Source organism: Olivibacter sitiensis DSM 17696, assembly GCF_000427965.1.
Lineage (GTDB): Bacteria > Bacteroidota > Bacteroidia > Sphingobacteriales > Sphingobacteriaceae > Olivibacter > Olivibacter sitiensis.
Genome location: NZ_KE386609.1, coordinates 14,266 through 40,238 on the forward strand (window position 1 = coordinate 14,266; position 25,973 = coordinate 40,238).

General features: G+C 44.5%; 25 protein-coding genes. 11 read left to right on the forward strand and 14 right to left on the reverse strand.

All coding sequences use genetic code 11. From position 1 onward, the window contains the following. Positions 1–22: 22 nt before the first annotated feature. Positions 23–1,786, reverse strand: coding sequence for a signal peptide peptidase SppA (sppA, locus tag A37S_RS0122600; RefSeq protein WP_028298896.1), 1,764 nt, complete (start codon positions 1,784–1,786; stop codon positions 23–25). Positions 1,787–2,248: 462 nt separating this feature from the next. On the opposite strand from sppA, the gene A37S_RS0122605 reads away from it, so the two are divergent. Beyond that, positions 2,249–3,493: a porin gene (locus A37S_RS0122605; protein ID WP_028298897.1), complete on the forward strand. Its 1,245-nt coding sequence runs from the start codon at positions 2,249–2,251 to the stop codon at positions 3,491–3,493. Between the two features lie 270 nt (positions 3,494–3,763). Here the strand turns inward: A37S_RS0122605 and A37S_RS0122610 are convergent, their stop codons facing one another. Together A37S_RS0122610 and A37S_RS0122615 are read right to left on the reverse strand one after the other, a co-directional pair. Continuing rightward, positions 3,764–4,960, reverse strand: coding sequence for an ATP-binding protein (locus A37S_RS0122610; protein ID WP_028298898.1), 1,197 nt, complete (start codon positions 4,958–4,960; stop codon positions 3,764–3,766). A 107-nt stretch (positions 4,961–5,067) separates the two neighbouring features. Continuing rightward, positions 5,068–5,322 carry a hypothetical protein gene (locus A37S_RS0122615; RefSeq protein WP_028298899.1) on the reverse strand — a complete coding sequence of 85 codons (255 nt, stop codon included), beginning with the start codon at positions 5,320–5,322 and terminating at the stop codon, positions 5,068–5,070. A gap of 123 nt (positions 5,323–5,445) precedes the next feature. Here A37S_RS0122615 and A37S_RS0122620 point away from each other — a divergent pair, with 123 nt between their 5' ends. Beyond that, positions 5,446–5,943, forward strand: coding sequence for an ExbD/TolR family protein (locus tag A37S_RS0122620; protein ID WP_028298900.1), 498 nt, complete (start codon positions 5,446–5,448; stop codon positions 5,941–5,943). 7 nt (positions 5,944–5,950) lie between these two features. On the opposite strand, the gene A37S_RS0122625 is transcribed toward A37S_RS0122620, so the two are convergent. After that, complete coding sequence (locus tag A37S_RS0122625; protein ID WP_157279042.1) at positions 5,951–6,976, reverse strand: glycosyltransferase family 2 protein; 1,026 nt, start codon at positions 6,974–6,976, stop codon at positions 5,951–5,953. After that, entirely contained in the window at positions 6,973–7,845 is an 873-nt protein-coding gene (locus tag A37S_RS0122630) for a lysophospholipid acyltransferase family protein (RefSeq protein WP_036604030.1), read from the reverse strand. The genes A37S_RS0122625 and A37S_RS0122630 overlap by 4 nt, the downstream gene beginning before the upstream one ends. 99 nt (positions 7,846–7,944) lie before the next feature. Between A37S_RS0122630 and A37S_RS0122635 the strand changes: the two genes are divergently transcribed. Continuing rightward, positions 7,945–8,559 carry a WbqC family protein gene (locus tag A37S_RS0122635; RefSeq protein WP_028298903.1) on the forward strand — a complete coding sequence of 205 codons (615 nt, stop codon included), beginning with the start codon at positions 7,945–7,947 and terminating at the stop codon, positions 8,557–8,559. A 129-nt stretch (positions 8,560–8,688) separates the two neighbouring features. Then, entirely contained in the window at positions 8,689–9,417 is a 729-nt protein-coding gene (locus A37S_RS25900; RefSeq protein WP_051293406.1) for a hypothetical protein, read from the forward strand. 9 nt (positions 9,418–9,426) lie between these two features. On the opposite strand, the gene A37S_RS0122645 is transcribed toward A37S_RS25900, so the two are convergent. From A37S_RS0122645 to A37S_RS25905, 5 genes are all read right to left on the reverse strand, one after another. Further along, the gene (locus A37S_RS0122645) at positions 9,427–11,574 is read right to left on the reverse strand and encodes an FUSC family protein (protein ID WP_028298904.1); all 2,148 of its coding nucleotides are present in this window, start codon (positions 11,572–11,574) and stop codon (positions 9,427–9,429) included. 511 nt (positions 11,575–12,085) lie between these two features. Next, on the reverse strand, positions 12,086–12,628 hold the full coding sequence (locus A37S_RS0122650) for a TetR/AcrR family transcriptional regulator (RefSeq protein WP_028298905.1): 543 nt from the start codon (positions 12,626–12,628) through the stop codon (positions 12,086–12,088). A gap of 72 nt (positions 12,629–12,700) precedes the next feature. Further along, on the reverse strand, positions 12,701–13,693 hold the full coding sequence (locus tag A37S_RS0122655) for a glutathione synthetase (RefSeq protein WP_028298906.1): 993 nt from the start codon (positions 13,691–13,693) through the stop codon (positions 12,701–12,703). Between the two features lie 13 nt (positions 13,694–13,706). After that, entirely contained in the window at positions 13,707–15,572 is a 1,866-nt protein-coding gene (locus tag A37S_RS0122660) for a peptidase MATCAP family protein (RefSeq protein ID WP_028298907.1), read from the reverse strand. Between the two features lie 108 nt (positions 15,573–15,680). Beyond that, complete coding sequence (locus A37S_RS25905) at positions 15,681–16,457, reverse strand: N-formylglutamate amidohydrolase (RefSeq protein WP_051293407.1); 777 nt, start codon at positions 16,455–16,457, stop codon at positions 15,681–15,683. A 172-nt stretch (positions 16,458–16,629) separates the two neighbouring features. Here A37S_RS25905 and A37S_RS0122670 point away from each other — a divergent pair, with 172 nt between their 5' ends. From A37S_RS0122670 to A37S_RS0122680, 3 genes are all read left to right on the forward strand, one after another. Next, on the forward strand, positions 16,630–18,507 hold the full coding sequence (locus A37S_RS0122670; protein ID WP_028298908.1) for an Nramp family divalent metal transporter: 1,878 nt from the start codon (positions 16,630–16,632) through the stop codon (positions 18,505–18,507). 105 nt (positions 18,508–18,612) lie between these two features. Then, positions 18,613–19,005, forward strand: a complete 393-nt coding sequence (locus A37S_RS26500; RefSeq protein ID WP_051293408.1) for a YtxH domain-containing protein — start codon at positions 18,613–18,615, stop codon at positions 19,003–19,005. A 133-nt stretch (positions 19,006–19,138) separates the two neighbouring features. Beyond that, the gene (locus tag A37S_RS0122680) at positions 19,139–19,804 is read left to right on the forward strand and encodes a heme exporter protein CcmB (RefSeq protein ID WP_028298909.1); all 666 of its coding nucleotides are present in this window, start codon (positions 19,139–19,141) and stop codon (positions 19,802–19,804) included. A gap of 150 nt (positions 19,805–19,954) precedes the next feature. Here the strand turns inward: A37S_RS0122680 and A37S_RS0122685 are convergent, their stop codons facing one another. After that, positions 19,955–20,176 (reverse strand): hypothetical protein, encoded by a 222-nt coding sequence (locus A37S_RS0122685; RefSeq protein ID WP_028298910.1) that lies wholly within the window; start codon positions 20,174–20,176, stop codon positions 19,955–19,957. Between the two features lie 330 nt (positions 20,177–20,506). On the opposite strand from A37S_RS0122685, the gene ccsA reads away from it, so the two are divergent. The 3 genes from ccsA (at position 20,507) to A37S_RS0122705 (ending at position 22,994) form a co-directional block, all read left to right on the forward strand. Next, on the forward strand, positions 20,507–21,175 hold the full coding sequence (gene ccsA, locus A37S_RS0122695; protein WP_028298912.1) for a cytochrome c biogenesis protein CcsA: 669 nt from the start codon (positions 20,507–20,509) through the stop codon (positions 21,173–21,175). An 87-nt stretch (positions 21,176–21,262) separates the two neighbouring features. Next, a complete protein-coding gene (locus tag A37S_RS0122700) occupies positions 21,263–21,487 on the forward strand; it encodes a CcmD family protein (protein ID WP_028298913.1) in 225 nt (74 codons plus the stop codon). Between the two features lie 76 nt (positions 21,488–21,563). Further along, the gene (locus A37S_RS0122705; protein WP_028298914.1) at positions 21,564–22,994 is read left to right on the forward strand and encodes a Glu/Leu/Phe/Val family dehydrogenase; all 1,431 of its coding nucleotides are present in this window, start codon (positions 21,564–21,566) and stop codon (positions 22,992–22,994) included. Between the two features lie 65 nt (positions 22,995–23,059). On the opposite strand, the gene glsB is transcribed toward A37S_RS0122705, so the two are convergent. From glsB to A37S_RS0122720, 3 genes are all read right to left on the reverse strand, one after another. Next, positions 23,060–23,995, reverse strand: coding sequence for a glycine N(alpha)-acyltransferase GlsB (gene glsB, locus A37S_RS0122710; protein ID WP_028298915.1), 936 nt, complete (start codon positions 23,993–23,995; stop codon positions 23,060–23,062). 4 nt (positions 23,996–23,999) lie between these two features. Next, a complete protein-coding gene (gene glsA / locus A37S_RS0122715) occupies positions 24,000–24,827 on the reverse strand; it encodes a lyso-glycine lipid O-acyltransferase GlsA (protein WP_028298916.1) in 828 nt (275 codons plus the stop codon). Between the two features lie 293 nt (positions 24,828–25,120). Continuing rightward, on the reverse strand, positions 25,121–25,369 hold the full coding sequence (locus A37S_RS0122720; protein WP_028298917.1) for a hypothetical protein: 249 nt from the start codon (positions 25,367–25,369) through the stop codon (positions 25,121–25,123). 278 nt (positions 25,370–25,647) lie between these two features. Here A37S_RS0122720 and A37S_RS27655 point away from each other — a divergent pair, with 278 nt between their 5' ends. Further along, complete coding sequence (locus tag A37S_RS27655) at positions 25,648–25,815, forward strand: hypothetical protein (protein ID WP_169719552.1); 168 nt, start codon at positions 25,648–25,650, stop codon at positions 25,813–25,815. Positions 25,816–25,973: the final 158 nt, after the last annotated feature.

The following is a 25,973-nucleotide window of genomic DNA, read 5'->3' on the forward strand; positions in this document are numbered from 1 at the left end:
GTAATATTCAATATTTGTTAATTTATTGAATGGAAATGCTATAGGGCAACCTCGCTTGTATGCCGTTCAACTGCAGTGCTTCTTTTGCCTGTAGGACGTAAGGATAGGCTGCTCCAAATTCCCTACGTGCCATATAGCTTTGTATGTCGTCTGAAGAAGAAGCGATGAATTGCTCCAGGCCAGATTTGATAGCGGGGTAGGTCACCAGCTTGTATTCTTCCAGTTTTGCCTTGGACGCCGCAGCCTTGATGGCATCGTCCAGGCCGCCCAGCTTATCTACTAGCCCAATGGCCATGGCTTGGCTACCGGTCCATACGCGGCCCTGTCCAATGCTGTCTACCTGTGCCTGGCTGAGCTTTCTGCCGTCTGCCACGCGCTTGGTGAATGTGCTGTAGGTACGGTTCACTTCTTGTTGTAGCAAGCTGGTTTCTTCCGCCGTCAAAGGTCTGGAAAGATCGCCCAAATCGGCGTATTTGCCTGTTTTGACCACGTCTATATGGACGCCAAGCTTGTTGTTGAGCAAGGATTTCATATTGGGAATGATACCGAAGACACCAATGGAGCCGGTAATGGTATTGGGCTGGGCAAATATGCTGTCTGCTGCACAGCTAATGTAATAGCCGCCAGAGGCCGCTACGTCTCCCATGGATACGATGATGGGTTTCTGCTGTTTGCAGAGCTCCACTTCCCGCCAGATGACGTCAGATGCGAGCGCGCTACCTCCAGGTGAATTGACCCGTAGTACCACCGCTTTCACCTGCTTGTCTTCCCGGACCTTGCGGATGGCTTTGGAAATACTTTCCGAGCCTATGATCGTATGGTCGCCTTCGCCAGATACGATGGATCCGTTGGCATAGATTACGGCAATCCTGTCTTTGGCCCTGCTCAGCTTGCTTTCGGGAATATAATCTTCAATGGTAAGGCTTTTGATGGACTTGCTATCGTTCACATCCAGACGTTTGGCCAGTTCTGCTAAAAGTTCGTCCTTATACTTCAGCCCGTCTATCATTTTTGTGCTCAGCGCACCTTCGGCATTTCTTGCCAAATAGCTGTCGGCTATATGTTTTAAGCTGTCTACGGCAATATTTCGGCTCTTGGATATGTTGTCTAGGAACACGTTGTTGATAGATTGCAAATACGAATTGACCTGTAGCTTGTTGGCCTCGCTCATGCCATCCAGGATAAAAGGTTCTACGGCGCTTTTATAGGTTCCCACTTTAATGACCTGTGCTTCTATTCCCAGCTTATCAAGTGCTTGCTTATAGAACATGACCTGGCTTGCAAGTCCACGGAAATCCAACTCGCCCACTGGATTGAGGTACACTTTGTCTGCTGCGGATGCCAGGTAGTAAGCCGTTTGCGAGTAATATTCGCTGTAAGCTACGATGAATTTCTTGGACGATTTGAAATCCAGGAGTGCGTCCCGTATCTCTTTTGCCGTGGCAAAATTGGCGCCTACGCTGGAGAGATCCAAGAGTATGCCCTTGATGTTTTCGTTTTCCTTTGCCGCTTTGATACGTGCCGAGATGTCGTTGAGGCCCAGTTGTTTCTTGGTCTTCATGTTATAGAGATCAAGCGCACCAAAAGGCGTAGACGAACTTCGCTCATCTATGGCATAATCGAGCTTCATGGTCAGTACGGAATTATTCTCCACAACGGTGGGACCATCGGAACTGGCAGAGCTGATCATGGCCGAAACGATGATGATGAAGAAAACGAAAATGAGGACAACGGAGATGAAAACGCCTACTACGGAGGCAAAAACGTATTTGAAAAATTGTTTCATATGTATATTATAATTTGCTTTTTAATGGTCATATGGTATGACCTTATATAGTAATCGGTATTTGCATGGAACCTTTAAAAGATACCCTGCTCACCCTTATTCTTCTTAATCTACTTTAATGGACAATTGTAAGCTTTTTTTGTTACATACGGAACGTTTTTTTTAGGTTGGGGGTATGGATAGGGTATGTCGTCATCTCGACCGCAGGGAGATAGATGGAGCGCTGCGCTGATGAGTGAAAAGTCTTCGTATGCTCACGAATCTACTATGCTGAAAGATAGCAGTGTCTTGCTGCTTCTTGTGTCTTGATGTGCCAAAAATCACCTATTTATGGCCTAAAAATGAATCCAATGTTATGTGATTGTTAATTTAAAGTGATTTATGTGTTAAACCATATGGTAATTTAACTATTTATTTATTTTGCTTTAATGCAATGGCTATTTTCGCCTCCGCAAATTCGATATGAAAAAAAATAAAAGAGCAATCTTGTTGCTGCTGATTTTGGGATTGTGCTTAGGAGGCAGTAGCGGAACGGTTATAGCACAGGTGGCCAGTGGGGATATGAGCGTGCTGGATAGCACAAACTATGAAGGTATTCCATGGTTCAGAAAGATACACCTGCGGGGCTACGCGCAATTGCGCTACAACGGATTGCTGCAGACCAATCCCGATTTGAACTGCAATCAGTGCGATGTAGCTTGGGGAGGCAATGGCGGCTTTTCGTTCCGACGGATACGGCTTGTATTCTATGGGCAGGTGGGGGAAAGGCTCTATATTTATATACAGCCGGATTTTGCCTCCTCATCGGGTAGCAACTTGCACTATGGCCAGATTAGGGATGCCTACTTCGATTTTGGTCTTTCCAAGGACAATACCTTTCGCCTGCGCTTTGGTCAGAGTAAAGTGCCTTTTGGTTTTGAAAACATGCAATCGAGCCAAAATCGCTTGCCCTTGGACCGTAGCGATGGCATTAATAGCGCGTTCAGAAACGAGCGTGACTTGGGCGTATTTTTCTATTGGGCACCGAAGCATATCCGCCGCCGCTTCAGCGACTTGGTGGCGAAAGGGCTGAAGGGTTCTGGCGACTATGGGGTGTTTGCCTTTGGGGTCTTCAATGGGCAGGTGGCTAACAGGGCCGACCTCAACAACTCGCAACATATGGTCACGCGGGTGTCTTATCCATTTGAGCTGAAGAATAAGCAGATCATTGAACCGGGTATTCAGTTTTATACGGGAAAGCATGTAGTGGGAGAGGTGAGTGAAGGCGTAATTACCAAAGAGAACAGTGAATACCTAGACAGTCGTGGAGCCGTCAGTTTCGTGCTTTACCCACAGCCTTTTGGCTTACAGGCAGAGTATAATATTGGCACGGGTCCGGAATACAATGCTAATACCAATGAGATTGAGCAAAAACGATTGAAGGGCGGCTATGTAATGGCCAATTATCGAATTGGCTTAGACAATGGAAAACAGGCGCTTTATCCTTTTGTGCGTTACCATTACTATGATGGAGGCAAGAAATTCGAACTGGATGCAAGGAGCTACGAGGTCAAAGAAACCGAGATTGGCGCCGAATGGCAGCCTTTCAAGTATATGGAGTTGGTGGCTATGTATACTGTTTCCAATAGACGTTATGAAGACGCAGAATTGCCCATCAATCATCAAAAAGGTAATCTCTTACGCCTGCAGGTGCAGTTTAATTTTTGAAAATCTCGGTATTTAGCAAGAAAGACAGGCTGGGCGATCGGGTGCCAAAGGTGCCTGAGTAAGTCTTTGATTGTCAGGGTTGCTTTGTGCACGAAAATATCGATGTGATGAAAATGTTACTTTTTTTCACAAAAATTTTAATAATTGGATTTTCATTCCGTTCTTTGTAAAAGATTTAGGTTGATTGAAAAAACATTAGTTTTTTGCCCGGTATCCCCAACGCCGGGTTTTTTTTTTGAATTTATTTCCCTTGTTGTGTCCTTAATGCTGTCAATATAGGAAACCAAAAAGCCATAAAGGGATTCTGTTTGCCGAGCCATACTCAATATCGTCCAGTACCAAAAAGGCATTTTTGTTTTGTGCAATTTGCTTGTTCCCCTTTCCTTTGCCGCCTATCTCAAAGGTATAACGGTCGTCTATCAGAAAATCTCCTGTTTTTGGATAAGTGACCCGATGGCCGGCACCGTCTAATTGGGTGAAGAAGAAGGTTTCCCTTAAATTACCCGGGTTGGGTTGGCCTTCGGCTAAGGCGATGATGAGGCTGGTATTGTGCAGGAATATCTTTTCCGGTTTATTCATGAGGCTTATGCCAAAAGAGGCGCTTCGCAAGTTGTAAATCAACTTTGCCTTTTCCAGCAGATAGAGCATTTCGAGCAGTCTGCTGCGAGAGGTTTCTACTTGTCGAGCCAGGTTGGTGATGTTTGGAGTAAACGGGACTGCGGTGGATATGATGTAAAGCAGTCGTTTTAGCTTGGCTTGGGTACCCGGCTCGATGGGTCTTGCTTCCGGTAGATCATAATCGATGATGACATTGATCAATTGATTCATGCGTATGGCAAAATCTTTTTCTCCTTCCAAGAAAATGGGATATGCACCATAGCTGAGATACTCGCGAAAAAACTTTAACGGCGATGGTAGAGCATCCTTGACTTCGTCCACTATGGCTTGATGATTTTGTAACAGATCATCTAGCGCAAAAGCTGGCAAAATCACCTTTTCTTTCAATGCGATAAATTCGCGTAAGGACAATTCAGGCAAATGATAATGCAAGAGCCGCCGACTAAGGTCTGCATCCGAACGCTGCAAGGCCAATATGGATGATCCAGATACTACCAGTTGCAGGTCAGGCTTGAAATCATATAGGTTCTTTACTTCCCTTTGCCAATCAGGGTATTTGTGCACTTCGTCTAGGAATAGATGCCTGCCGTCTTGTTGATAAAACATTTCAGCGACATCTGTCAATGTATGCTGTTTGAAATACAGATCGTCCAGTGACAGGTAGAGTGTTCGGTCTAAAGGCAAATTTGCCTTGATATGCTGTAGCATCAGGGTAGATTTGCCTGTGCCTCTGGCTCCTTCTATGCATATGGCACGTGCATTCCAGTTTACCTTATTGTTCAGTTCCCGTACGAATCCTACCCTTGTATGACGTAATAATGCACGATATTTATTTGTTAGTACTTCCATCGTATCAACAAAGATGCGAAATAAATAGTTTATTGTACTTTATATGATACGATTTATTTTAAAAATCGTATCATATAAAGTACAATTTAAATGATCTTAATTATGTTTTACAATTCCGATTCCAGTTTTTCGTCCGGCAGGATCACCTCTCCATACAATTCCTCATCTGGTAGATCTTTGATGAGCAGGTCTTCAATAAGTAGTTTTTGTGATGCAGATTTGCTTTCATGATGCGATGCCATTACGTCATCTGGCGACTCTTTGCCTATGGTATAGGTAGGTGCATCATCTATCAAATTTAGCGTGGTATATCCGTAAAGTTTTAATCGTTTCAAAAGATCGTTTGACAAATGCTGTTTCATCTCGTTTTTCAATTGGTTTCTGTTAGGTTAACAGCCTCTTTTCGAGTTTGTTTTTAGCATTGCTTTTTACAAATGTGTATGGAAAGATTGCCGCTATGGCATCTTAGTACTAAAAGCTTTGTTATGGCAGAACTAAACACGAGTGGAAAGGTACAGCCTAGGGTAGACCTTACCGCGATGGTAGATTTGGCGTTTTTGCTGATCACGTTTTTCATGCTTACGACCAGCCTAAGCAAGCCCCATGCGATGGACGTGGCCATGTCAGATAAAACAGCGGGCGTACACATGGAATTGTCCGATGAGAGGACGGTGACCATTTTGCTGGGGTCAAATGGCCAAATGGTCTGGTATTGGGGACTGGACGAAAATCCCATTGAAGGGCCCGTAGCTGTAGGGAAAGGGAGAAATTCCTTGCGAGATCTGCTCCTGTCCAAAAAGGAGGAGATACCCAGGCGTTCAGTGGATAAAAAGGGGCTGATGGTCATCGTGAAGCCCGGCAATGAAAGTAGCTACAGCACCTTGGTAGATGTGCTGGACGAATTGAAGATCGTAGACGTAAGACAATATATGATAGCGGACATCAACGATATGGAGCAGGCTATGTTGCGGAGCAAGCTGTAAGTCTTGTTCAACTGAAGCTTGACGGATCCAGGTCGCTGAACTTTTTTTTGCCCCGTACGAAGAAATCCCACATAACGCTGCCGCAATAGATTCCCTTGCCACCTCTCCCTTTGGAGAGGTGTTTTCTTTTGCGGGCCGTCTTCCAGAAGAAGCGAAAAAAGCTGAAATGTGCCTTGCTGATGGCCAATGCCTCTTTTCTATTGCCCTCTAGCAGAAAGTGGATCAATGCGGCTAGGTCCAGCCAAAGACGTATAAAGAGGAAGCAACAGGCGCTGAGGAAGGGCAGGTTTTTTTGCAGCATATATAGGTTGTTCCTGAAGTTGAGGTAGGTCTTGTAGGGGTTGGTCTTGCTCAGTGTGCCGCCACCCACATGAAAAACCACAGACTGCGGGCAATAGGCGACGCGGTGGCCAGCATTCTTCAAGCGCCAGCAGAGATCTATTTCTTCCATATGAGCAAAGAAATCGCTATCGAACCCACCCATTTCAGCCCATGCATTGCTGCGGATAAACAAGGCGGCACCACTGGCCCAAAAGACGTCGGACGGTTCGTCGTATTGGCCATTGTCTTCTTCCGTCACGTTGAGTATCCTTCCCCTGCAAAAAGGAAAACCGAATAGATCTATATACCCCCCGGCGGCACCGGCATGCTCAAACTTTTGCCTGTCATCATAACTTCTGATCTTCGGTTGTGCTGCGGCAATGGCGGGCGATGACTCCATAAGCGCGATAATGGGGGAGATCCAGTCTGGGCTTACTTCCACATCGGAGTTGAGCAGCACATAGTAATCAGCAATTACTTCTTTCAGTACGGCATTGTATCCTCCGGCAAAGCCCAAGTTGGCCCCCGTTTGCACAAGGCGTATTTGCGGATAATGGAGCGTCATGAAATCTACCGAGTCATCGGTAGAACCGTTGTCGCCCACTACAATTTCCGCATGGGCCGGTGTGTTGGCACATACCGATGGAAGAAAGCGTTCCAAATAGTGCTTGCCGTTCCAATTGAGTATTACTATGGCTATTTTCCTGTTCATTGCGGGTGGTGTTTCCATCTTCTGTGAGACCACAACCATAACTCGGGCCTGTGACGAATGGTTGTTTCCAGCAAATGTAAATGGCGCGAGGTGATTTCGTGATCTACAGTAAGGGCGGGTTGATCAAATAAGATTTCAAAGGTGCATTCATAATATCCTCTTTTTCGTTTGTCCATATGGCAATAGATGACCGGGAAATTAGTTTTTCTTGCTATTTTTTCTGCTCCCAAGAATACCAGTGTGGGGTGGTTAAAAAAAGAGGCGAAATACTTCGATTCATTCCGTGTTGGTGTTTGGTCCGAAACAAACATGCTAATATGCGGGCGATCTTTATAAGAAAGTATTTTTCTCAGCGTTTGTTTCATGGGAACCAACTGGGCGCCAAAGCGGGATCGGATGGCATTGAATATCTCTTCGAAATAGGTATTGCTCAAAGGCCTATAAATGACCAATGCGGGATGCTTGCCTGCCAATATGGATAGGCGGTGCAGGGCCATCTCCCAATTGCCATAATGTGCTGTAAGTCCTATGACAGGCCGTCCTTCGTCGAGGTAATTGCTGATAAGCTCAGGGTTGTTCAAGTGGAAGCGTTTTACGACAGATTTGGCGCTGATGCTGCTTAGCTTGATGGTTTCGCAGATCATGTCCGCGAGATAGTGATAAAAAGCACGGGCAATCTTCTTTTTCTCGCCATCGGTCTTTTTGGGAAAGGCAATGTCCAGGTTTTCGGCCACCACTTTTCTTCTATAGCGTACTATGTAATAAAGTATGAAATAGAGCGTATCTGAGATGATATAGATTGCCCAAAACGGTAACAGGGAAACCGTCCACATCATGAGGCCAAGTGCTTTATAAAAGATACGCTTCATTTAATTGCTTTGGCAAAGGTAATCTTATTTATTTTAGGCTGCTAAAATAGGTGCTCTTTGCCAAAAAGACTTAATTTCGCGGCAGAAACTTTTGCATATATGACACAAGGAATTATACTGCCTTCGTTTTATCTGGGACCTATTGCCGCTTTTTCGGCCATCAATGCTATAGGCAATGTGCCGATCTATTTGGAACAGTACGAACATTTCCCGAAACAGACCTACAGGAACAGGGCTAGTATCTATTCGCCCAATGGCAAGCTGGACCTCATAGTGCCCGTGGTGAAAGGGAGTAAGGTGCATACGAAAATGAAGGACGTACGCATTGCCTATGAATATGACTGGCAGCGTTTGCACTGGATGAGCTTACAGACCTGTTACCGTAGGTCGGCCTATTTTGAGTATTACGAGGACGAATTTGCTCCTTTTTATGAAGAAAGACACGACTATTTGTTTGATTTGAACGAGGCTTTATTGGAACTAATTATGCGCTGTGTCAAATTGAACAGGGAAATCAGGAAAACATCGACGTATGAGTCCAGTTATCCAGATTGCCTGGATCTAAGGGAGAGCATCCATCCCAAAAAGGAGGCCCCCGGTTTTGCTGCCAAGCCCTATTTTCAGGTTTTTGAACCCAAGCACGGGTTTTTGCCCAATTTGAGCATTGTTGATCTCTTGTTCAATCAAGGGCCCAATAGCAGGCAATATCTTTAGATGCTGGCCATTGCTTGTTTAGAGGGATAGTTTTGTGTAGCATTTCATTGTAGGTGATAAGTTTTAAGTAACAAGGGGCGGGTAAAAACTAAAAACTGATTCGGCTGTTCTGTTCGTGAGCATCTATCTATGAACATACAGAAAATCAGTATAGCCATAATGGCGTTATTGCTATTTGGTGTGGCGAATATCTACGGCCAGGAACAAAAAGAGCGATTTAGGCTTATCGCTGGCGACAGCACGGCGATGATTATCAAGCGCGAAACCGATACCATACACAACAGCAAGGTGTATATCGGTAGTGGGAGTGTGGGCTTGGGATTGCCTCTTGGCCGTTCAAAAGATTATTTGAGCACGAGTTTGTCCGGAAACTGGGGTATAGATATCTCTTTGCCCAACAGAAATATGCTGTTTTATCCTTCCATAGATTACCTAAGGTTTGCCTATGACCAGATAGAAGACGACGCGGAGTACGCATACCGCGTTGAAAATGGCAGGGTAACATTTACCAACGTCAACTTGCCACTGGGCGTGCGCAGGCAATGGAAGCATTTAAACACTTACGTGTTGCTAGGGCCGTCTATAGGCCTATTTCAGGAACCAAGGGTAGGCGTGGAGGCCGAGAGCCTGATTGCCAAAACAGATTATAAGAGATACCTCATCTTTGGCTCGAGGGTAGGGGTCGGTGCCGACTATAAATTCAAGGGCTTTTTCGTCTTTGCTGATTTTGGATGGCTGCATGGGTTCCGTTCCATACAGGATAGGCCATTGAATATCGCTACTGTTTACATTGGGCTGAAGACCGATATTACCCGAATGGCGGATAAAGTGGTGTCTACTGTTTTGCCCAAAAACTAGGCCTAAACTTTATGTCAGGTGCATTTCATGGCATATTTTATTTAGATCTTGGCTCGCCTTATATATCAGGGTCAATTCCTCTTCGATTAGTTTACCTTCGGGATTGATGGGTTGCTCTTTGTCTACAGGCACGGCTCCGCTATTCCATTCGGTCTCCCTAAAGCCCGAAGGATGTCCGGGGTCTTCGTACATCTCTATCGTTTGGCTGAGCTGCAACAGCGTTTTTCTCATTAGTTTCAGATGTGCGTTGGTGAATGACTTGCGCTCCGCATTGGAGACCACATTCAGCAATGCAATGGAGTAAGAAGAGAGCACGTGGTTGAATATGGTGAATCTGTTGAGCTCTTTTGCGTTTTTTTGCTTGCTTTTGGGCTCCGTAATCATTCGCTGAAAAACCGAAGTAATATTGGAAAGATTTATGTATAAGTCCTTCCTAGCGATTCTGTATGTAGCATTGTCTATTTCTTCATCAAGTAATATCCTGAAAACCAAGCTGAGGTAGTTGTAGTTCGCAATGAGCATTTTTTGCATACTTACCTTCAATTGGGCTCGCTCCCAACTGGGGAAAATGATATAGCTAGAGAAAAACGCCAATGAACTTCCAAATAGGGTGTCTATTACACGTTCCTGCATGATCGCAAGCGTGTTTGTCGAATTGGACATAAAGGTATAGGCGATTAGAATATAGGGCGTAAGGAAAAAAGTGCCTAGTATATAGTTATGCCTAATGAACGTATAAGCGGACACCATCATAAACAGCATGACGATGAAATGAACGGACTCGTTTTTCACAAGAATCAAGAAAATCGTTCCGAACAGTCCACCCAGTACTGTGCCTACCAGGCGTTGAAAATTACGTTTCTTCGTTACGCTAAAACCCGGTTTCATGATAACAAGTATCGTTATGAGTATCCAATAGCTGTGATGTCCCAACGCGAAGAATTGGGATAGACCGTAGGCGACGAGCATGACGATGGTGAGCCGCAGCGCATGACGGAAATTGCCCGATTCAAAAGTAAGGTTGTCGCGCAGCAGTTTGGGGTGGTAGCTTTGATGGGATAACAATTGCTGGTTCACTTCAAATGGATGGTTGTCCAAGTTGATGTCCTTTATTTCGAAATAGCGATAGATTAAGTTTATCTTTTTGATCAATTTGCGGATGTTAGCAAAGATTTTCTTGATAACGAGGGGTTCTTTGGTACTGCTATTTGCCAACTCCATCACCCGTTCCAATTCCTTGTCAAGGTCATACAATTTGCGTGGTCGCCTATTGATGGTGATGTAATAGGCTAAATTGTCTATTTCGTGCGCTAGCTTTTGCAAGATTTCGTTAATAGCTTTTAAACTTGGAGAATCTGTATAAGTGTCGCGAATGGCTTTATAGTCATAATGCGTGGCCATGGTAGATTCGAATATGTCCATCATGTCGGTCGTAATGATGACGAGTAATCGGCCTATCCTGGTAGTGTCCTTTACCATCGTCTTGCTGCGATACAGCAGTTCCATGACATTGTCTTGCTTTTGCTGTATTTCTACCTGTTCCTCTATTAGTTTGGTGTAGGTGGTGTCCAAGTTTTTGTTGAGATCATAGAAGTCTGCCTTGAGCCTTAAATAGCGCGCGATATGCATCATGGATTCTGCCAGGGCTTGTTGAGGTAGTCTGAAAGGGCGAAACTGAGAGAGGCTAAGGCTCAAGAAGGCATACCAAGCTCCACCTCCCGCAAGTAGGAGGGAATGTACCAGCGGGTTTTGATTGCCAATGTTGATGTCATCAACGTTAAGCAGCATGACTAGGATGGAAGCTGTTCCAAAAGCGGCAGCTCTGGCACCGTACACGGCAATCATGCACATGGAGAAGCAGAGTAGCGCTAGCATGATTGCTACGGTCCATGGCCAGTGGTGGATTGTTTTTGTGAGCAGGGAAATGACAAAGATCATGGGGACCAAGATGAGCATGGCTATCCTTCTATCCCGCACGGGTCCTGCGCTATCTGGGATGCTTGTCCACATGGCGCCCATTGAAAGGGTGATTCCCGTTCGCACATCGCCCATGAACGAGAAGATGAGAGCGGGGATGAGTATGCCGCATGTGATCTTTATCCCTTCGGAGAAAGGCTGTCCGTTGAAAAAACTATGAATTTCTTTCGAGCGATTCACTGAGCCAATTAACAATTAAAAAATTAAAAAGTAAATCACCCTTACGCCAAAGTCGTTAAAAGGTAGTAATGGGTGTCACCAATGCCTGCGGCTTGGATAGCAAAGCGAAGATACGAAAAATGTGCCAATCCCTGCGGGGAATGCATAAAACCGTACATTCGATCGAGATAATGCTGATTTTTCGAAAAAACTAATGGAAAGATGGGAAGGTATATAGGGGCTTTAACCTGTTTAAAGCCCCTTTTGTTAATCATAACTGATTTTTCAGTCCCCCGACTTCATCATAATTTAATAGGCCTGCCATGCGGCAGTGTATCTTTTATTGCTTTTGGCAATTGTTTATGTCAAGTTAATGAAGTGACCATGAGTACATCCTCACTTTGCCAGTGAGCCTTTGACGGTCACTTCATTTCATTCTTTAGCTTTATAATTGGTTGGGTACAAATCTAAGGCAAATAATGAAATATGGAAATATTATTTAAAAAATAAGTAAGTAGACACTCACTAATAATTAATTCAAATTATATTTTAATTTTATAGTTGCCACCAAGGATGCCATGTTTTGGATCTCATTGATGGCTGCTTTTTTCCATAGTGTGTCTATGATGAGCAATAGGAACTGGCTTTCGGAAGCAGGATCTTCATAGCCCAGTTCTTTGAACGCTTTTTCCATAATGGCCGTTACAGGTTTCATGAACAGATTATGCTGTTGCTTGGAGAAATCGTTATGAGAAAGTCGTTCCTGCAACTTCCAGAACATAGGCTCTTCATAAACCAGTTTTTGGGGCAATTCAACCATATGTTGTAGGAATAGCTTAGGTTCCTGATAGGATAGCATACCTTTATTTTGTAGCACAATTCGCCTATATCCTGCCTTAATAAGGTGATAAAGCAGTTTGTCTTTGTTCTCAAAATGCTTGAAAATAAGTGCTTCTGAAACTTCTGCTTTTTGCGCTATAAGTTTGGTGGTAGTGTTTTCATAGCCCCTCTCCGCAAATAGTAATAGCGCAGCTGTCATGATTTTTTCCTTTCTGCTGGCTGTCTGCTCCTTCATATGCTTCCTTCTTGAATTTAGCTGATTTAGCTGCAAATATACAGCATAAATTCAAAAAAGGTGTGTGCATACTCACCTGTCGAGTTTTTTCTCTATAGCTGTTATAACAGGTTCGTAGAAATCAACGTTGTACAGTTCGCATGCGTGGTATAGTCCACCTGGGCTGAATACATTGACTTCCATGAGTTTGTCGCCCACGATATCTAAACCGCATAGAAACATGCCGTCGGCTTTTAGTTTCTCGGTTACCTGTTCGATGATTTTCTTTATGTTCTTAGTGATTCGAGCTTTGGTAGCGTGTCCACCCGCGTGTATATTGCTTCGGATATCACCTTCTTTTTGGTGGCGGTGTATGGCGGCCATATGCCCTTTTATCACAATGGGTTCGCCATCGATCAAGAATACCCTTATGTCTCCGTCTTTTGCCGCAGGCAAATATTCCTGTGCTACCACAAAGCCATCGCGGCTGATGGCTTCCACTATCTGATTGAGGTTTTTTGTGTCTTTCTTGTCTACTATGAAGACATTTTTTCCTCCAGATCCCTGGAGGGGCTTTAAGATTATTTTGCTGTTGTTCTCTTTAAAAAAATGTGTGATGTCTGCTATGTCCCTGGTAATGATGGTAGCTGGGCGTACTTCTTTTGGGAAATACTGAAAATACATTTTGTTGGAGGCCATGGACAATGCGTAAGGGTCGTTCAGCACCAATACATTCTGTTGCTGTGCCAATTGTCCGAAGACAATGCCGGCGTTTTGCGCCCAGGGTCTTTTTCCCATATCCGCCGCGGGATCATTACGAAGGAGGATGACGTCTAGGTCCGAGGAGGTGATTTTTATCTTCTCGGTTTGCTTGAGGGCTTCCAATAATGTAGATGTATTTCGAAAACCTTTTTCGGGAAGTCGACGCGCCAAGGCCCCCATGCGCTCATCGTGGGTATAGGAAAAGTCACCTACACTGATGTAGTATACTTCGTGTCCCATCCTACTTGCCTGCAATGCAAGGCCCGAAGTAGTGTAAGCTGGGGTTTCCTTGTGAAACTGATTGACGACAAATCCTATGTTCATATATTTCGTTTTTTTAATTGTTTTCGTTCTGTAGCATATTAAATATTGTGCCCTCTTCTTTAATGTATTTTATTTTTTTGTTGAAAGGAGGCGAAAGATAGCGTGGCTTTATGGGTATCTTGTTTAATAGGCCCCTAAAGGTCAATTCATTTATAACTGGAATATAATCTTGCCTTATCTTGCCAATGAGCAAAGGAGCGAGGTCATACCCATTTTTTATGTATTCTATTAAGTTCAATAGACCTTTTAGGTAGACAGCATCTTTCGTTAGTCCGCCACCGCGATATACCCGCATACTGATGTGAAAGGCATCTGCCGGGGTGAAGTGATGTTTATCTATCAACAAGGAGAAGGTATCTCTAAACGGATATCCTTTTGTAAGTTGGTTTACGGCGATAACGCGTGCCGCCAAGACCCGCATGCGGTCGTTGCTGAGGCCTCCTACCAGGTATTCCGCAAATACGGCAAGTCCTTCCTGTAGTTGCTCATATCCGGGCACGCCAATGTAAAATAACTTCAACGGTTGCGCTTTGCCATTGTAGTAGGTGACCACATGCGTGCCCACTTCGTGCTGTAACAGCGCCAGAGCCCTTTGTGGGGTCAATTTGTAATTTTTGTTTATGTTGAGGACTCCCCTTGACACCATAACGCCCTCTATGTCATCCCTGATACGTACCACGGTGGAGACGCTTTCGTCCTGTTGTTTCAGCCATTTCAGCTCCTGTTCGGCCATTACCGCAAATGACTTTGCATCCATTGCTTTTTCTTCTTCTTGCGGTGAGGGGCGATTGGAAACAACCAGGATGGCCTGGGCCACGTCGAGCAGCTGATCGTCGATATTGCCGAAGAGCTGCAGGCTACTGTGCATGAAATCCGGCTTGTCCCTATCCAGCATCATATTGAGCATGCGGTCCAATTCCTTTCTTTTATCCCTGAAAAGAAAGGAAAGTGTGGGATCTGCTATGTCCTCTATGCGCAGTTCATATAACCTTCTTTTTATGAGATCTGGTTCTATGGGCATGGGCCTATAGTGAAATATGGGGTCTTTGGAATAGCTGTTTTTCTTGAAGGTATCCCATTCGTCTGCCACGTTGATGGGGGTTACCAAAAGCAGAAAATCAAATAAATTGCTACATTCTGCTAATGCTTCGTCTATGGCCCAAACTTTTTCATCAATGATCGTCGTCCCGAGCATTTCGAAATGGGTGGCTTTGAAGGTGGTAGCGGTACGCACATACTCGAAAAGACTCTTTCGCAAGGCTTTGCCAAATGCTGTTCGGAGCTCACGGAGAAAAATGGGGTAAGGCTTTCCAGTCGTTTTGTTAATGTAAATAGGCGCTATTTCGATGCCCATCCGTATGATTTGGTTCTTTTTTGCAATTTCATCGTCTATCAAGGAAGAAAAACCGGGAGCGCTATAGGGAGATTTGTGCGTTTCCAATGTTGCAGATAGTTTGCTATTGTTGCCAATCTCTATTTTCTTTAGCTCGGACTGTAAGTTTTCGGCCGTCTTGAGTGCCGCCTTCTGGTGTAGATGGATGGTGAAATCCTCATGGAGTGTGTCCTCCGCAGACCACATTTCCAAAATGAGGAAAGACCCAAATTTATCTGCCAGGTATTCCGCCATTTGTTGAATCAGCATATTTAGGGGATATGCCGCCGTTTCGGTGGCAATGAGAAACGACGATTCGGTTTTGCTGAGGTTGCTTATAAAGGTATCCTTCTTTTCCCGTATTCTATAAACGATAATGAAAGGCAAGGGACGGTCTATCTTGAGCACCCCTCTTTCGGGTAGGGAAATGCGCAATGGATCACCCTTTTTCAGTTTGTCTAATATTTGGTTTATTTTCTTCTTTTGATGGTTTTGCTTAGTTTTCATCTTTTTGTTTTTAGGATCAAGGTCTACTCGATATAAGCTTTGATGATCGATCTGCTATAGGCGAGGAGCAGCACGTTATATGTTTTGCTTAGTCACTTGCTTTTTGCTTCAGTCACGAGTAGCAAGTGTGCCCCGTAGAAATAAAGAAGCATCGGCCATTAGCTGGCTTATTTCATTTATATGTGCAATGTTTGCACGTCCTGTCCACTCATCCATAAAGGTTTTTTTGAATTCTATGGATAGCGTAAAACCTTGTTTTTTGTAGTTTTCCCCGATCCATTGCGCCAGACCGCCTCCCTTGAATTTTATGTTTTCCCTTACATCGGGATGCCGATGACATAGGTGTTGAGACTGTAGGAAAGCGATGAAACGTTCCGTTGCGCTATGCCATTTTTCATCATTGTGCTGGGTGCCTATGTTTATTTCTGGATTGTCTTCCGAGGTATCTTCCTCGTATGGCGACTTTCTCCTGTAGTTGTAGGAATGTATATCCAAGATAACAAAGTAGCCAAATCGTTTTAAACAATTGTTTACCAAGCGACCTAGTTGTTCGTAAAAGCTGGTATAGTAGCTTTTTATTAGATCGATGAGCTCGTTGGACGGCCTTTCTCTCCATACTTTTAGCCCCCAGGCATCTTCTTGTTCCAGATAAATCGCCTTTTGCCATGGCCGGTTGAGGTCGACAAAAAACCTGGATGTATGAACGATTACTTTGTTTCCGTGCAGTCTCTCAATAAATTGAGCGGTATAGGGATCCTCTTCTCTCATCCGTTCAAATTCAGAAAGGTTGGACAGCGATTGAAATGCGGGGGGAATATAATGGCCATCATGCAATGCAAGGGCTATAATGGGGCTATGGCTTTCTGTTATGTTGTGGTTTTTCATTGTTAGCCTTCTTATGGTTTATAATACCTACAAAACGAGTAGTTATGCCGAATGTTTGTTTAATGTACCATGGCCAATGGAATACTGCTTGGAGCCAATTGTACAGCGAGTTGTAACTATAGAAACAAAATGTTAGATTTGCTTAACTTTTTTTCTCAAGCTCAAAAGTCACTTGAATACACGCAAAGAACATAAATCCCTGCATGATGTCCATGAGAGTGTGGACGTGCAATCCAAAACAAGCAAATTCAAACGAGCGCTGGCATTCTTTGGCCCGGCTTACCTGATCAGTGTGGGGTATATGGACCCGGGCAACTGGGCTACAGATCTTGCTGGAGGAAGTAGGTATGGCTATACCCTTATTTGGGTATTATTGATGAGCAATTTGATGGCATTGCTCTTGCAGAGCCTGTGCGCGCGCCTTGGTGTTGTTTGGGGCAAAGATTTGGCGCAATGCAATAGGGAGAGCTACCCAAAAGGGATGAATTTCATCCTGTATCTCTTGGCTGAGCTAGCCATAGCAGCGTGTGATCTGGCTGAGGTGCTAGGTATGGCGATAGGTCTGCAATTGCTCTTTGGCCTAGACCTTATTTGGGGTGTAAGCATCAGTTTTTTAGATACTTTCTTATTGCTATATCTACAACGTCTTGGGATGCGCAAGATGGAGTTGTTTATCATCGGCATCATCTTCATGATAGGGATGTGCTTTTTGGTAGAGATGGTATTTGCAGAGCCAGACATGACGGGCATAGCGCGCGGATTTATCCCCAGTATACCAGATAAGACGGCTTTGTACATCAGTATCGGGATTATCGGGGCCACGGTGATGCCTCATAACTTGTATCTGCATTCGGCATTGGTGCAGACCAGGAAGATAAAACGCGACGAGCAGAGTATACGCAGGGCACTGAAATATAATTTTTTGGATAGTGCCATCGCCCTGAATCTGGCTTTTTTCGTGAATGCCGCCATTTTGATCCTGGCAGCAGCCGTATTCCACAAGAACGGCATGGAAGATATAGCCGAGCTGGAAGACGCTCATCATCTCTTGGCGCCTATGTTGGGTACGGAGTGGGCTCCCCGCTTATTTGCCATTGCCCTTATACTGGCTGGGCAGAGCTCTACGGTTACCGGCACGTTGGCTGGGCAAATTGTAATGGAAGGATACCTGCGTTTGCGTATCAGCCCTGTTCTGAGGCGCATCATTACACGCCTGTTGGCTATTATTCCAGCTGTTTTGGTCATCTTGCTTTTTGGTGAAAAAGAGGTTGGCCCTTTGCTTATTTTTAGTCAGGTACTACTTAGCATGCAGTTGGCCTTTGCCGTCATTCCACTTATACATTTCGTGAGCGATAAGCACCGCATGGGGGTCTTTGTCATCGGGTGGAAAACAAAAGTATTGTCATGGATCATTGCCGCTATCATTTCGGTGCTCAATTTTCAATTGGTATATGACGAAATAAAGGGGTGGATTGCGGAGAGTAACAATACCTGGCTACATATACTTTTGCTGACCTTAGGGCTAGGTTTATTAGTGCTTTTGGCCTTTACGGTCATTTATCCTTTGCTCGGCAATCGCAGGAAGCGAGTAATGATAGAGGTGCATCCGCCCTTTGAGAAAGTGGAAGAAATGCAAGCCAACGGTTTTAGGTCCATTTGCGTGGCATTGGACTATTCAGAGTCGGACGTAAAGGCACTTCAGTATGCCATGAGTATGGCGGGTCAAGATACGCTCATCACCTTGATACATATTGTGGAGAGTGCTTCTACACATATCTCGCAGCAGGATACGGATGATTATGAAGCCCGTCATGACAAGGAACGGATGCAAAAATACCTGGACCTCATTCATGGCAAGGGCTACCATGTACAGTATGCGCTAGGTTACAAGAGGCGCGTAAGCGAGATTGTTCGTATTACCAGAGAGGTGGGGGCAGACCTGATCGTAGTGGGTAGTCACGGGCATAAGGGGCTAAGGGATTTTGTGTATGGAGAGACTGTCGACAAATTGCGACACCGCGTAGCTATTCCCGTGTTTATAGCGCAATAAAAAACAAAAAACATGCTTTTTTGTTTAATTGGTACAATATGTGCATAGTAGTTGCAATGTCTCTTATGTAGACGAATAGTTGGGTTTTTAAAATAATAAAAAGTTATGAGTAAGAAAATAGAAGAAAAGAAAGAATGTAAGAAATCGGGCAAATTCTTAGCTTATGCTCTTACCGGTTTGGCCGTAGGTGCGGCCGTCTACTATTTGTTCGGTACGAAAGAAGGAAGGAAGACGTTAGATAAGACGCTTAAGAATGTAGATAGTTTGAAGAAAAGTTTTCAAAAGCAAGCAGAAGAAGGATTGGAACGTGCGGCCAAATTTGCCAATAAAGCAAAAGCTGAGTACTATAAGGTACTCGATCTAGCAGAGGACGTAAGCCACGAAGCTGTTGAAAAAGCTAAAAAATACAAGGAAGAAGGAAAAAGCTTGGCTTCCAAAGGGTTGAAGTATGCTGAAACCTTGGCCAAAGAGGGGCAGAAAAAACTAGAAGACGCTTAGACTTTTATTTGATAACAGAGGAGGTATAGGGGGCATGAGTGGCGTGGATAGGCTGTTCATGCTCCCTTTTTGTTTGCCTGGAATCTCAAGTCTCGCATCTCACGTCTCATATCTAATCCCTATCTTTGCGCCGATGGATTTTTTCAATCAGGTTCGTTTTTTGGTGCACAAGGAAATCATATTGGAGTGGCGATCCAAATATGCGCTGAACGGTATTTTGCTGTATGTAGTTTCTACCGTGTTTGTCTGCTATCAGTCCTTTCGTAGCTTGGACAATAATGGTCCCGTCTGGAACGCCCTGTTCTGGATTATTCTACTTTTTGCATCGCTCAATGCCATTACCAAGAGCTTCGTTCAGGAGAGTAGGGGGAGGCAACTCTATTATTACACCCTTGTGAGTCCGCAGGCGGTCATCCTGTCGAAGATCATCTACAATGTGCTGCTGATGCTCTTGCTCTCCTGTGTGGCCTATTTTGCCTATTCCACCATTTTCCGAAATGAAGTGGGCGACCCGCTTTTGTATTTCGTCTCTATCATTATGGGAAGCATTAGCTTTGCCTGTGTCTTTACCATGGTATCGGGCATCAGTGTCAAGGCCAATAGCAGCGGCACCCTGATGGCCATATTGAGTTTTCCCATTATCATCCCCTTGTTGCTGCTGCTCATCAAGCTTTCCAAGAACGCAATGGATGGGCTGGACAGATCGGTGAGCTATGATGAACTTGGAGTGCTTGTCGCCATAAACGTCATAGTGGTGAGTGTTTCGCTCTTGCTGTTTCCGTATCTGTGGCGGGACTGATTGTGCTGCACGATCTTTCGAGTGTATGGTTTAGAATGGATGATCGGCCGAAGCTAATTCTAACAGTCGGAGACGGGTTATTGAATCGACAAAAAAGAGCTGTCTCTATGTTTGTTCATACAAATGCAGGAGACAACTCTTTCCTTATTGCTATGAAGTCTTGGATTTCCTCTTGGACTTTTTGGGGAGTTCGTCTATGCTGGGCGCAAGATGGAGTTCAAGAATGCTTTCAATCACTTCCTTGTTGTCCAGGTAGTTTTTCAGGTTCGTTTTTGCTTGTTCCAGCTCCTCTTGTTTGATAGCGATATCAGCTTCAATGACGCTGATATGCCTTTGCAATTTCTGCTCGATTGATTCTTTGCTAGGTGCCATAAAATTGTGTCGTTTTGAAATAAAGATAAAAGACTTTGTTAATTTGCTGTTATAACAAGAAGACCGTGATAGGGTTTTTCGGCGCTTTCCTTTTTACCGATGCATGACATAACCTTCCTTGCCAAATTTTTTTCCAAAACCACTATGAAATACGAGAAAGTTCAGGGCGTGCTTTTCATCTTTCCGATAGAAAAAAGACGAATGTTTGTTTACCTTTGTTCGCATTAATATCACGGCAGGTCGGGCAGGTATGATTGTGGGGTTCGCTCTAGCGATTTGTTGCGATTTAAGGCTTTTTTTGCTACGGCGTAGTTTTAATTTGATGATATGATGAGACAAAACTGGTGGAAAGTATTGGGAGCAATATTGTTGCTTTACAGTGTGGTGGCTGGTTTTTTGGGCGATGTGCCCAAACTTTTTATTCTCCATGAAACGATCAGGAACCTCTACTTTCATGTGCCCATGTGGTTTTCCATGACATTTCTTTATTTTATTTCCGTTGTGTACAGCATTAAATACCTGTCTTCCGGAAAGCCGGAGCATGACTTTATGGCGGTGGAAAGCGTGAACGTAGGGATCATCTTTTGCCTCTTTGGGCTACTTACGGGTATGTTATGGGCCAACGTCACCTGGGGCGATCCTTGGCCATCCGATCCCAAGCTCAATGGTTCTGCCATTGCTACTTTGATGTATCTGGCCTATTTGGTCCTGCGCAATGCACTGGAAGAAGAACAAAAACGGGCCAAGATTTCTGCCCTGTATAATGTTTTCGCTTTTCCTATCATGATCGTATTGCTGTTCGTACTGCCCCGCATGACAGATTCATTGCATCCTGGCAATGGTGGGAATTCTACGTTCAGTGATATAGATATGGACAATCAGATGCGACGTGTCTTCTACCCGGCTGTACTGGGATGGATACTGATAGGTACTTGGGTCATGACCCTGCGCTATCGGGTAAGAATATTAGATTACGAAGACAAAAATATCTCGGCTTAAATGATAATTTTTGGCAGGCTTATGCATGATTTATTTATTCATTATGGCCTTTGGTTTAACAAGAAATAATAATTTGCATTATACTATATGAAGAAGCTAATTCTTTTGACACTGATGGGGCTGATGTCCTTTTTTTCTAGCTTTGCACAATCTTCCAATCAAGTGGAAATGGCGGATTTCTTGCGCAGCTCTGGCAAGATCTATGTGGTGGTATCGGTCATTTCCCTGATATTGGTGGGATTTATTGTTTATCTATTTACTATTGATAGAAAAGTTTCCAGGTTGGAAAAGCAAAGGCGTAACAAATTATAAGCGATACGCGTTAAGTTGTAATGACTGCTTGGATTTTGAGCGAGAACCAATTATATAGTTTAAAAATTCATTTTATATGGCTTCAATTAATTCCCATTCAGAGTTTAGCTTCTTTGATGACGTTTGCCAGTTTTTCGATCATGCTGCTCAGTTTACTAGTCATGACCAGGGCTTGCTAGAACAGATAAAGGCTTGCAACAGTGTTTATAGGTTTTGTTTTCCACTACGTAGGGGCAACAAAATGGAAACAATCTATGCGTGGCGCGTCGAGCACTCGCACCATAAATCGCCTACCAAAGGAGGTATTCGCTATAGCGAGATGGTGAATGAGGATGAGGTAATGGCATTGGCTGCCCTTATGACCTACAAGTGTGCCATAGTAAACGTGCCGTTTGGTGGGGCCAAAGGTGGCATAAGCATCAACACGAAAAATTACTCAGTGTCTGAATTGGAAACCATCACTAGACGCTATACCACGGAACTGGCCAAGAAGAATTTCATAGGCCCCGGTATCGATGTGCCGGCACCGGACTACGGCACGGGCGAACGAGAGATGAGCTGGATAGCGGACACCTATTTGACACTGAATCCGGGCCAATTGGACGCTTTGGGTAGTGTAACTGGCAAACCCCTTTCGCTTAGTGGCATAGATGGCCGCCGTACGGCAACTGGACGTGGAGTAGCCATAGCCGTGCGTGAGTGTGTGAGCATAGAAGAAGATATGAAAGCCATTGGGCTTACGGCTGGCCTTGAGGGCAAGCGCGTCATTGTACAGGGATTGGGAAACGTAGGCTATAATTCCGCTAAGGTACTGGAGGAATTTGGTGCTACTATTGTAGGCATATGCGAGTTTGATGGAGCGCTTTATAACGAAGGTGGCCTGGATATAGATGCTATTATCGAACACAGAAAAGAGGTGGGAACCATCTTGGGTTTCAAGGGCGCTACCAAGGAATTTAAAAATTCTGCCGAAGGCTTGGAACAGCCTTGCGATATATTGGTGCCTGCGGCACTAGAAAACCAAATTACGGAAGAAAACGTAGGCAGGATACAAGCTATGATTATAGCCGAGGGCGCCAATGGTCCTACGACTCCTGCCGCAGAGAAAATTTTTACGGAAAAAGGAGGGATTATTATCCCAGACATGTACTGCAATGCTGGTGGTGTGACGGTTTCCTATTTCGAGTGGCTGAAAAATCTGTCGCATGTTGCCTTTGGACGTATGGACAAGCGCTACGAAGAGACTGCCAACCTCAATATCGTGAATATGGTAGAGGCGGTGACTGGGGTAACGCTTACCTCCCAACAGCGGAGCGTCATCGTAAAGGGAGCGTCAGAACTGGAATTGGTAAACTCTGGTCTGGAAGACACCATGATCCGTTCATATCACGAGATTCATAAGGTCTATAAAGCCAATCCTAAGATAGATACCTTGCGTACAGCGGCCTTTGTGCTGGCTATTGATAAGATTGCCGTTTCTTATCAAAGCATGGGGATATGGCCTTAGAAGAGGGTTGCATTTCAAAATTTTGTGATGCAGGTAAGTTGATGTAAACAAGGAGAGAGGGGGGATTAACCTTCCCTCTCCTTGTCTCTTTCATAAGTGGACATGTGACGTTCTTTCTTTGTTTCAAAGATATCGTCTATCGTGATTAGTATTCCTGTTTCCTCCACTTCTCCAAACTCATCGTTTATGGCCGTACCGAAGGTCTTCATCGTGGAGGACAAGTTCATATAGGTATTGATAAGCGGCGGGATATTTTCTCCCAGCTCACGGACTTTTCCATTGAGCACCTTATAGCCGGCTTTGTAGTCGAGGCCATCAAACAGACCTTGTGGAGGATCCTGGTGATAGCCCAGTGGACGAATGGGCCATACCAAATGTTCCCTGTCCGGAAAATAGGTGTTCATGAAATAAAGGAGCAGATCCCTAGCCTCTTTATTATAGTGCGGATACATGGTTACCTTACCAAACAGGTACTTGACATCGGGATTGAGCTTGACCACAGCGCCTAGCCCATCCCAAAGGTTGTCCAGGGAGAAAAGTCCCTTGCGGTTGTCTTTGGCCGGTTGGTATTTTGGTTGTACGAAAGACCTTCCCAGTTCGATGGTGTAGGGCAGGTATTCTTCGATGAACTGTTCAGAGAAATGGAAATAATGAGCAGTAGACAGATTGATTTCGCCGGCATCGTCCACTATATTGTTGCACTTTATCAACCTGTACCCCGCTATAATTTCTTCCTCTACGGGATTCCAAGCAATTAACTGGTCGTAGGCAAATTCACTAGTGTCGTTTTCGTCCAGGTCGCAGTCCAGCCCTGTCCCCCCTCCGGCAGCTCTAAACGTAAGTTCCCGTAGCCTGCCGATCTCTTTTAGGACATTGGGCGCATTGCGGTAGTTGACGAGATAGATCTCGTTGTTGCCATTGTTTGTGTACCTTAAAAATACCTCCTTAGTAAGCTCTTTTTTTATCAGATTTCTATCAACAGGTTCTATTATTTCTTTCATCACGTTAGCCTTTCGGAGATAAATTGTAAGTTTCTTGCTTCATGTATTGGGCCCATTGCTTTTCTGTTTTACTGTCATCGAAGAACGTATAGGGAATGGGCTTTCCTATATGTATCGTCACGGTCTTGTTCTGTTGCGAGAACATTTCGTCTGGAAGATAGAACATTTCAATATTGGCCTTGATGCCGATTTTCTTTCTTATATGGGCGAAATTATAAAAGAAGTTGGAATTTTTACCATCGATATACACGGGAATGATATCTTTCTTGTATTTCTTGGATTGGGAGATGAAGCTCTTTTTCCATTCCAGGTCTTCTATCCCGTGTTTTTGCTTGCGCGATACGAGTCCTGCCGGAAAAACCAAGAGCGCATTGTCGTTCCGATAGGCCTCATCGATCAATAGGCTCGCCTTTCTGCCTTGTGCCCCGTGTTTGTTCACCCCCACGAACAGAGGCTGTAGGTTTTTTACGTTTAAGAGAATATCGTTGACAATGAATTTGATATCCTTGCGGTATTTGCCTACGGCATGCATGAATGCTACGCCATCCAATCCGCCCAAAGGATGGTTGGATGCAAAGATTACCCCACCCTCCAAAGGGATGTTTTCCTCCCCTTGGAGTTCTACATTCACCCCGAGATATTCGATGAGCGCATCGACAAATTCGAGACCGTCAAGGTGGCCGTTTTTTGCCATTACCTTGTTGATGTCGTCCTCGTGCACCACGCGTTCTATGTAGCGCAAGGCAAAAGAAGGTATCCATTTCAGAAGCTTCGGGTTCTTCTTTCGGATTACTTCTTTGACTACGATATACTTGTCCTTATTCTTTTCCAAGTTGTTCATGTAATAATCAGTCGATCTCTGCAGATTCCTTTCTGTGGTAAATCCTTAGACCAATTTGGGCAAGTGCCAAAATTAGCAAAAGTTCGTGTAATATTGTGTCATAAATCGGTTATGGATACATAAAACCCACTGTACCCGGTGCGGTTTTCTCACGCAGAGCCGCAAAGCCGCGAAGAAAAGCGTGCGCAACATTTGCTGAAAAGATGGGAGACCGTGATGCCCTGTAGACGCTGGTCTGGAAAAAAGAAAAGTAGTCCCGCTTCCGTAGGAGCGGGGCTATGATGTCATAGGCATTCCGGTGGAATGTCGTATTCCATGCGCTCGATGTCGTCAAAAGACGGGGCAATGGCTTTCAACAGGCTGATGGTGCCGTAATAGGCGCTCGTTAGTCGCCTGTCTCCGCTCTCGTCTAGCACAAGGGCACATTGTAACAATTCCAGTAGTTCTTGGTGGAGGCGGTGCAACGTGTCGACTTCCAGGCCGCCCACGTCTTCAAGCTCGATGATAAGCTTGTTTGGTTTGATGGTAACCATAATAACTAAAGATTTAAGGAAAAATGAATCCCTTGCTTTAGGTGTCCTAACGCTCTTTAGAAAGCGTCCGGAGGCTTTCGCCTGACCCGCACCATAACAAGGGGTAACTTAATTTTTTTACTTCTCTAAAGATTTAAGGAGTCACAAATTTGGCTATAAATTTTGGTATTCGGAAATTTTTGTCAGAAAAACCAATGTTATTTGCTCATTGCTTTGTATATATCCGTCCCGAGTGTTCCTAACGTGTACGCGCAAATATGAAGCTATAATATTGGCGTTTGGCAGGTAGTACGCCATACCTATCCCCCTCCTGGAGGGGGAGCGTGCTAGACAAGTGTGCGGGAAAGGGGGAGGTAGATATTCTTAAGCTGTTCGAGATGTTAGCAAAGCGCCTGCCTACCAGACAGGCAGGCATCTCGAACATACAGATAAATACGGATTTGTAATCCGTTATTCCATTATTTAAGGTCGGAATCGTTCAAAACAAAACCATGAAGGAGTTAAGGGTGGTTAAGCCTTCATGTCGCTTAATGCCTTAATGTTTCAAATAGTTAAGTCTTAATCGTTCAAAGCAAAACCATGAAGGAGTTAAGGGTAGTTAAGC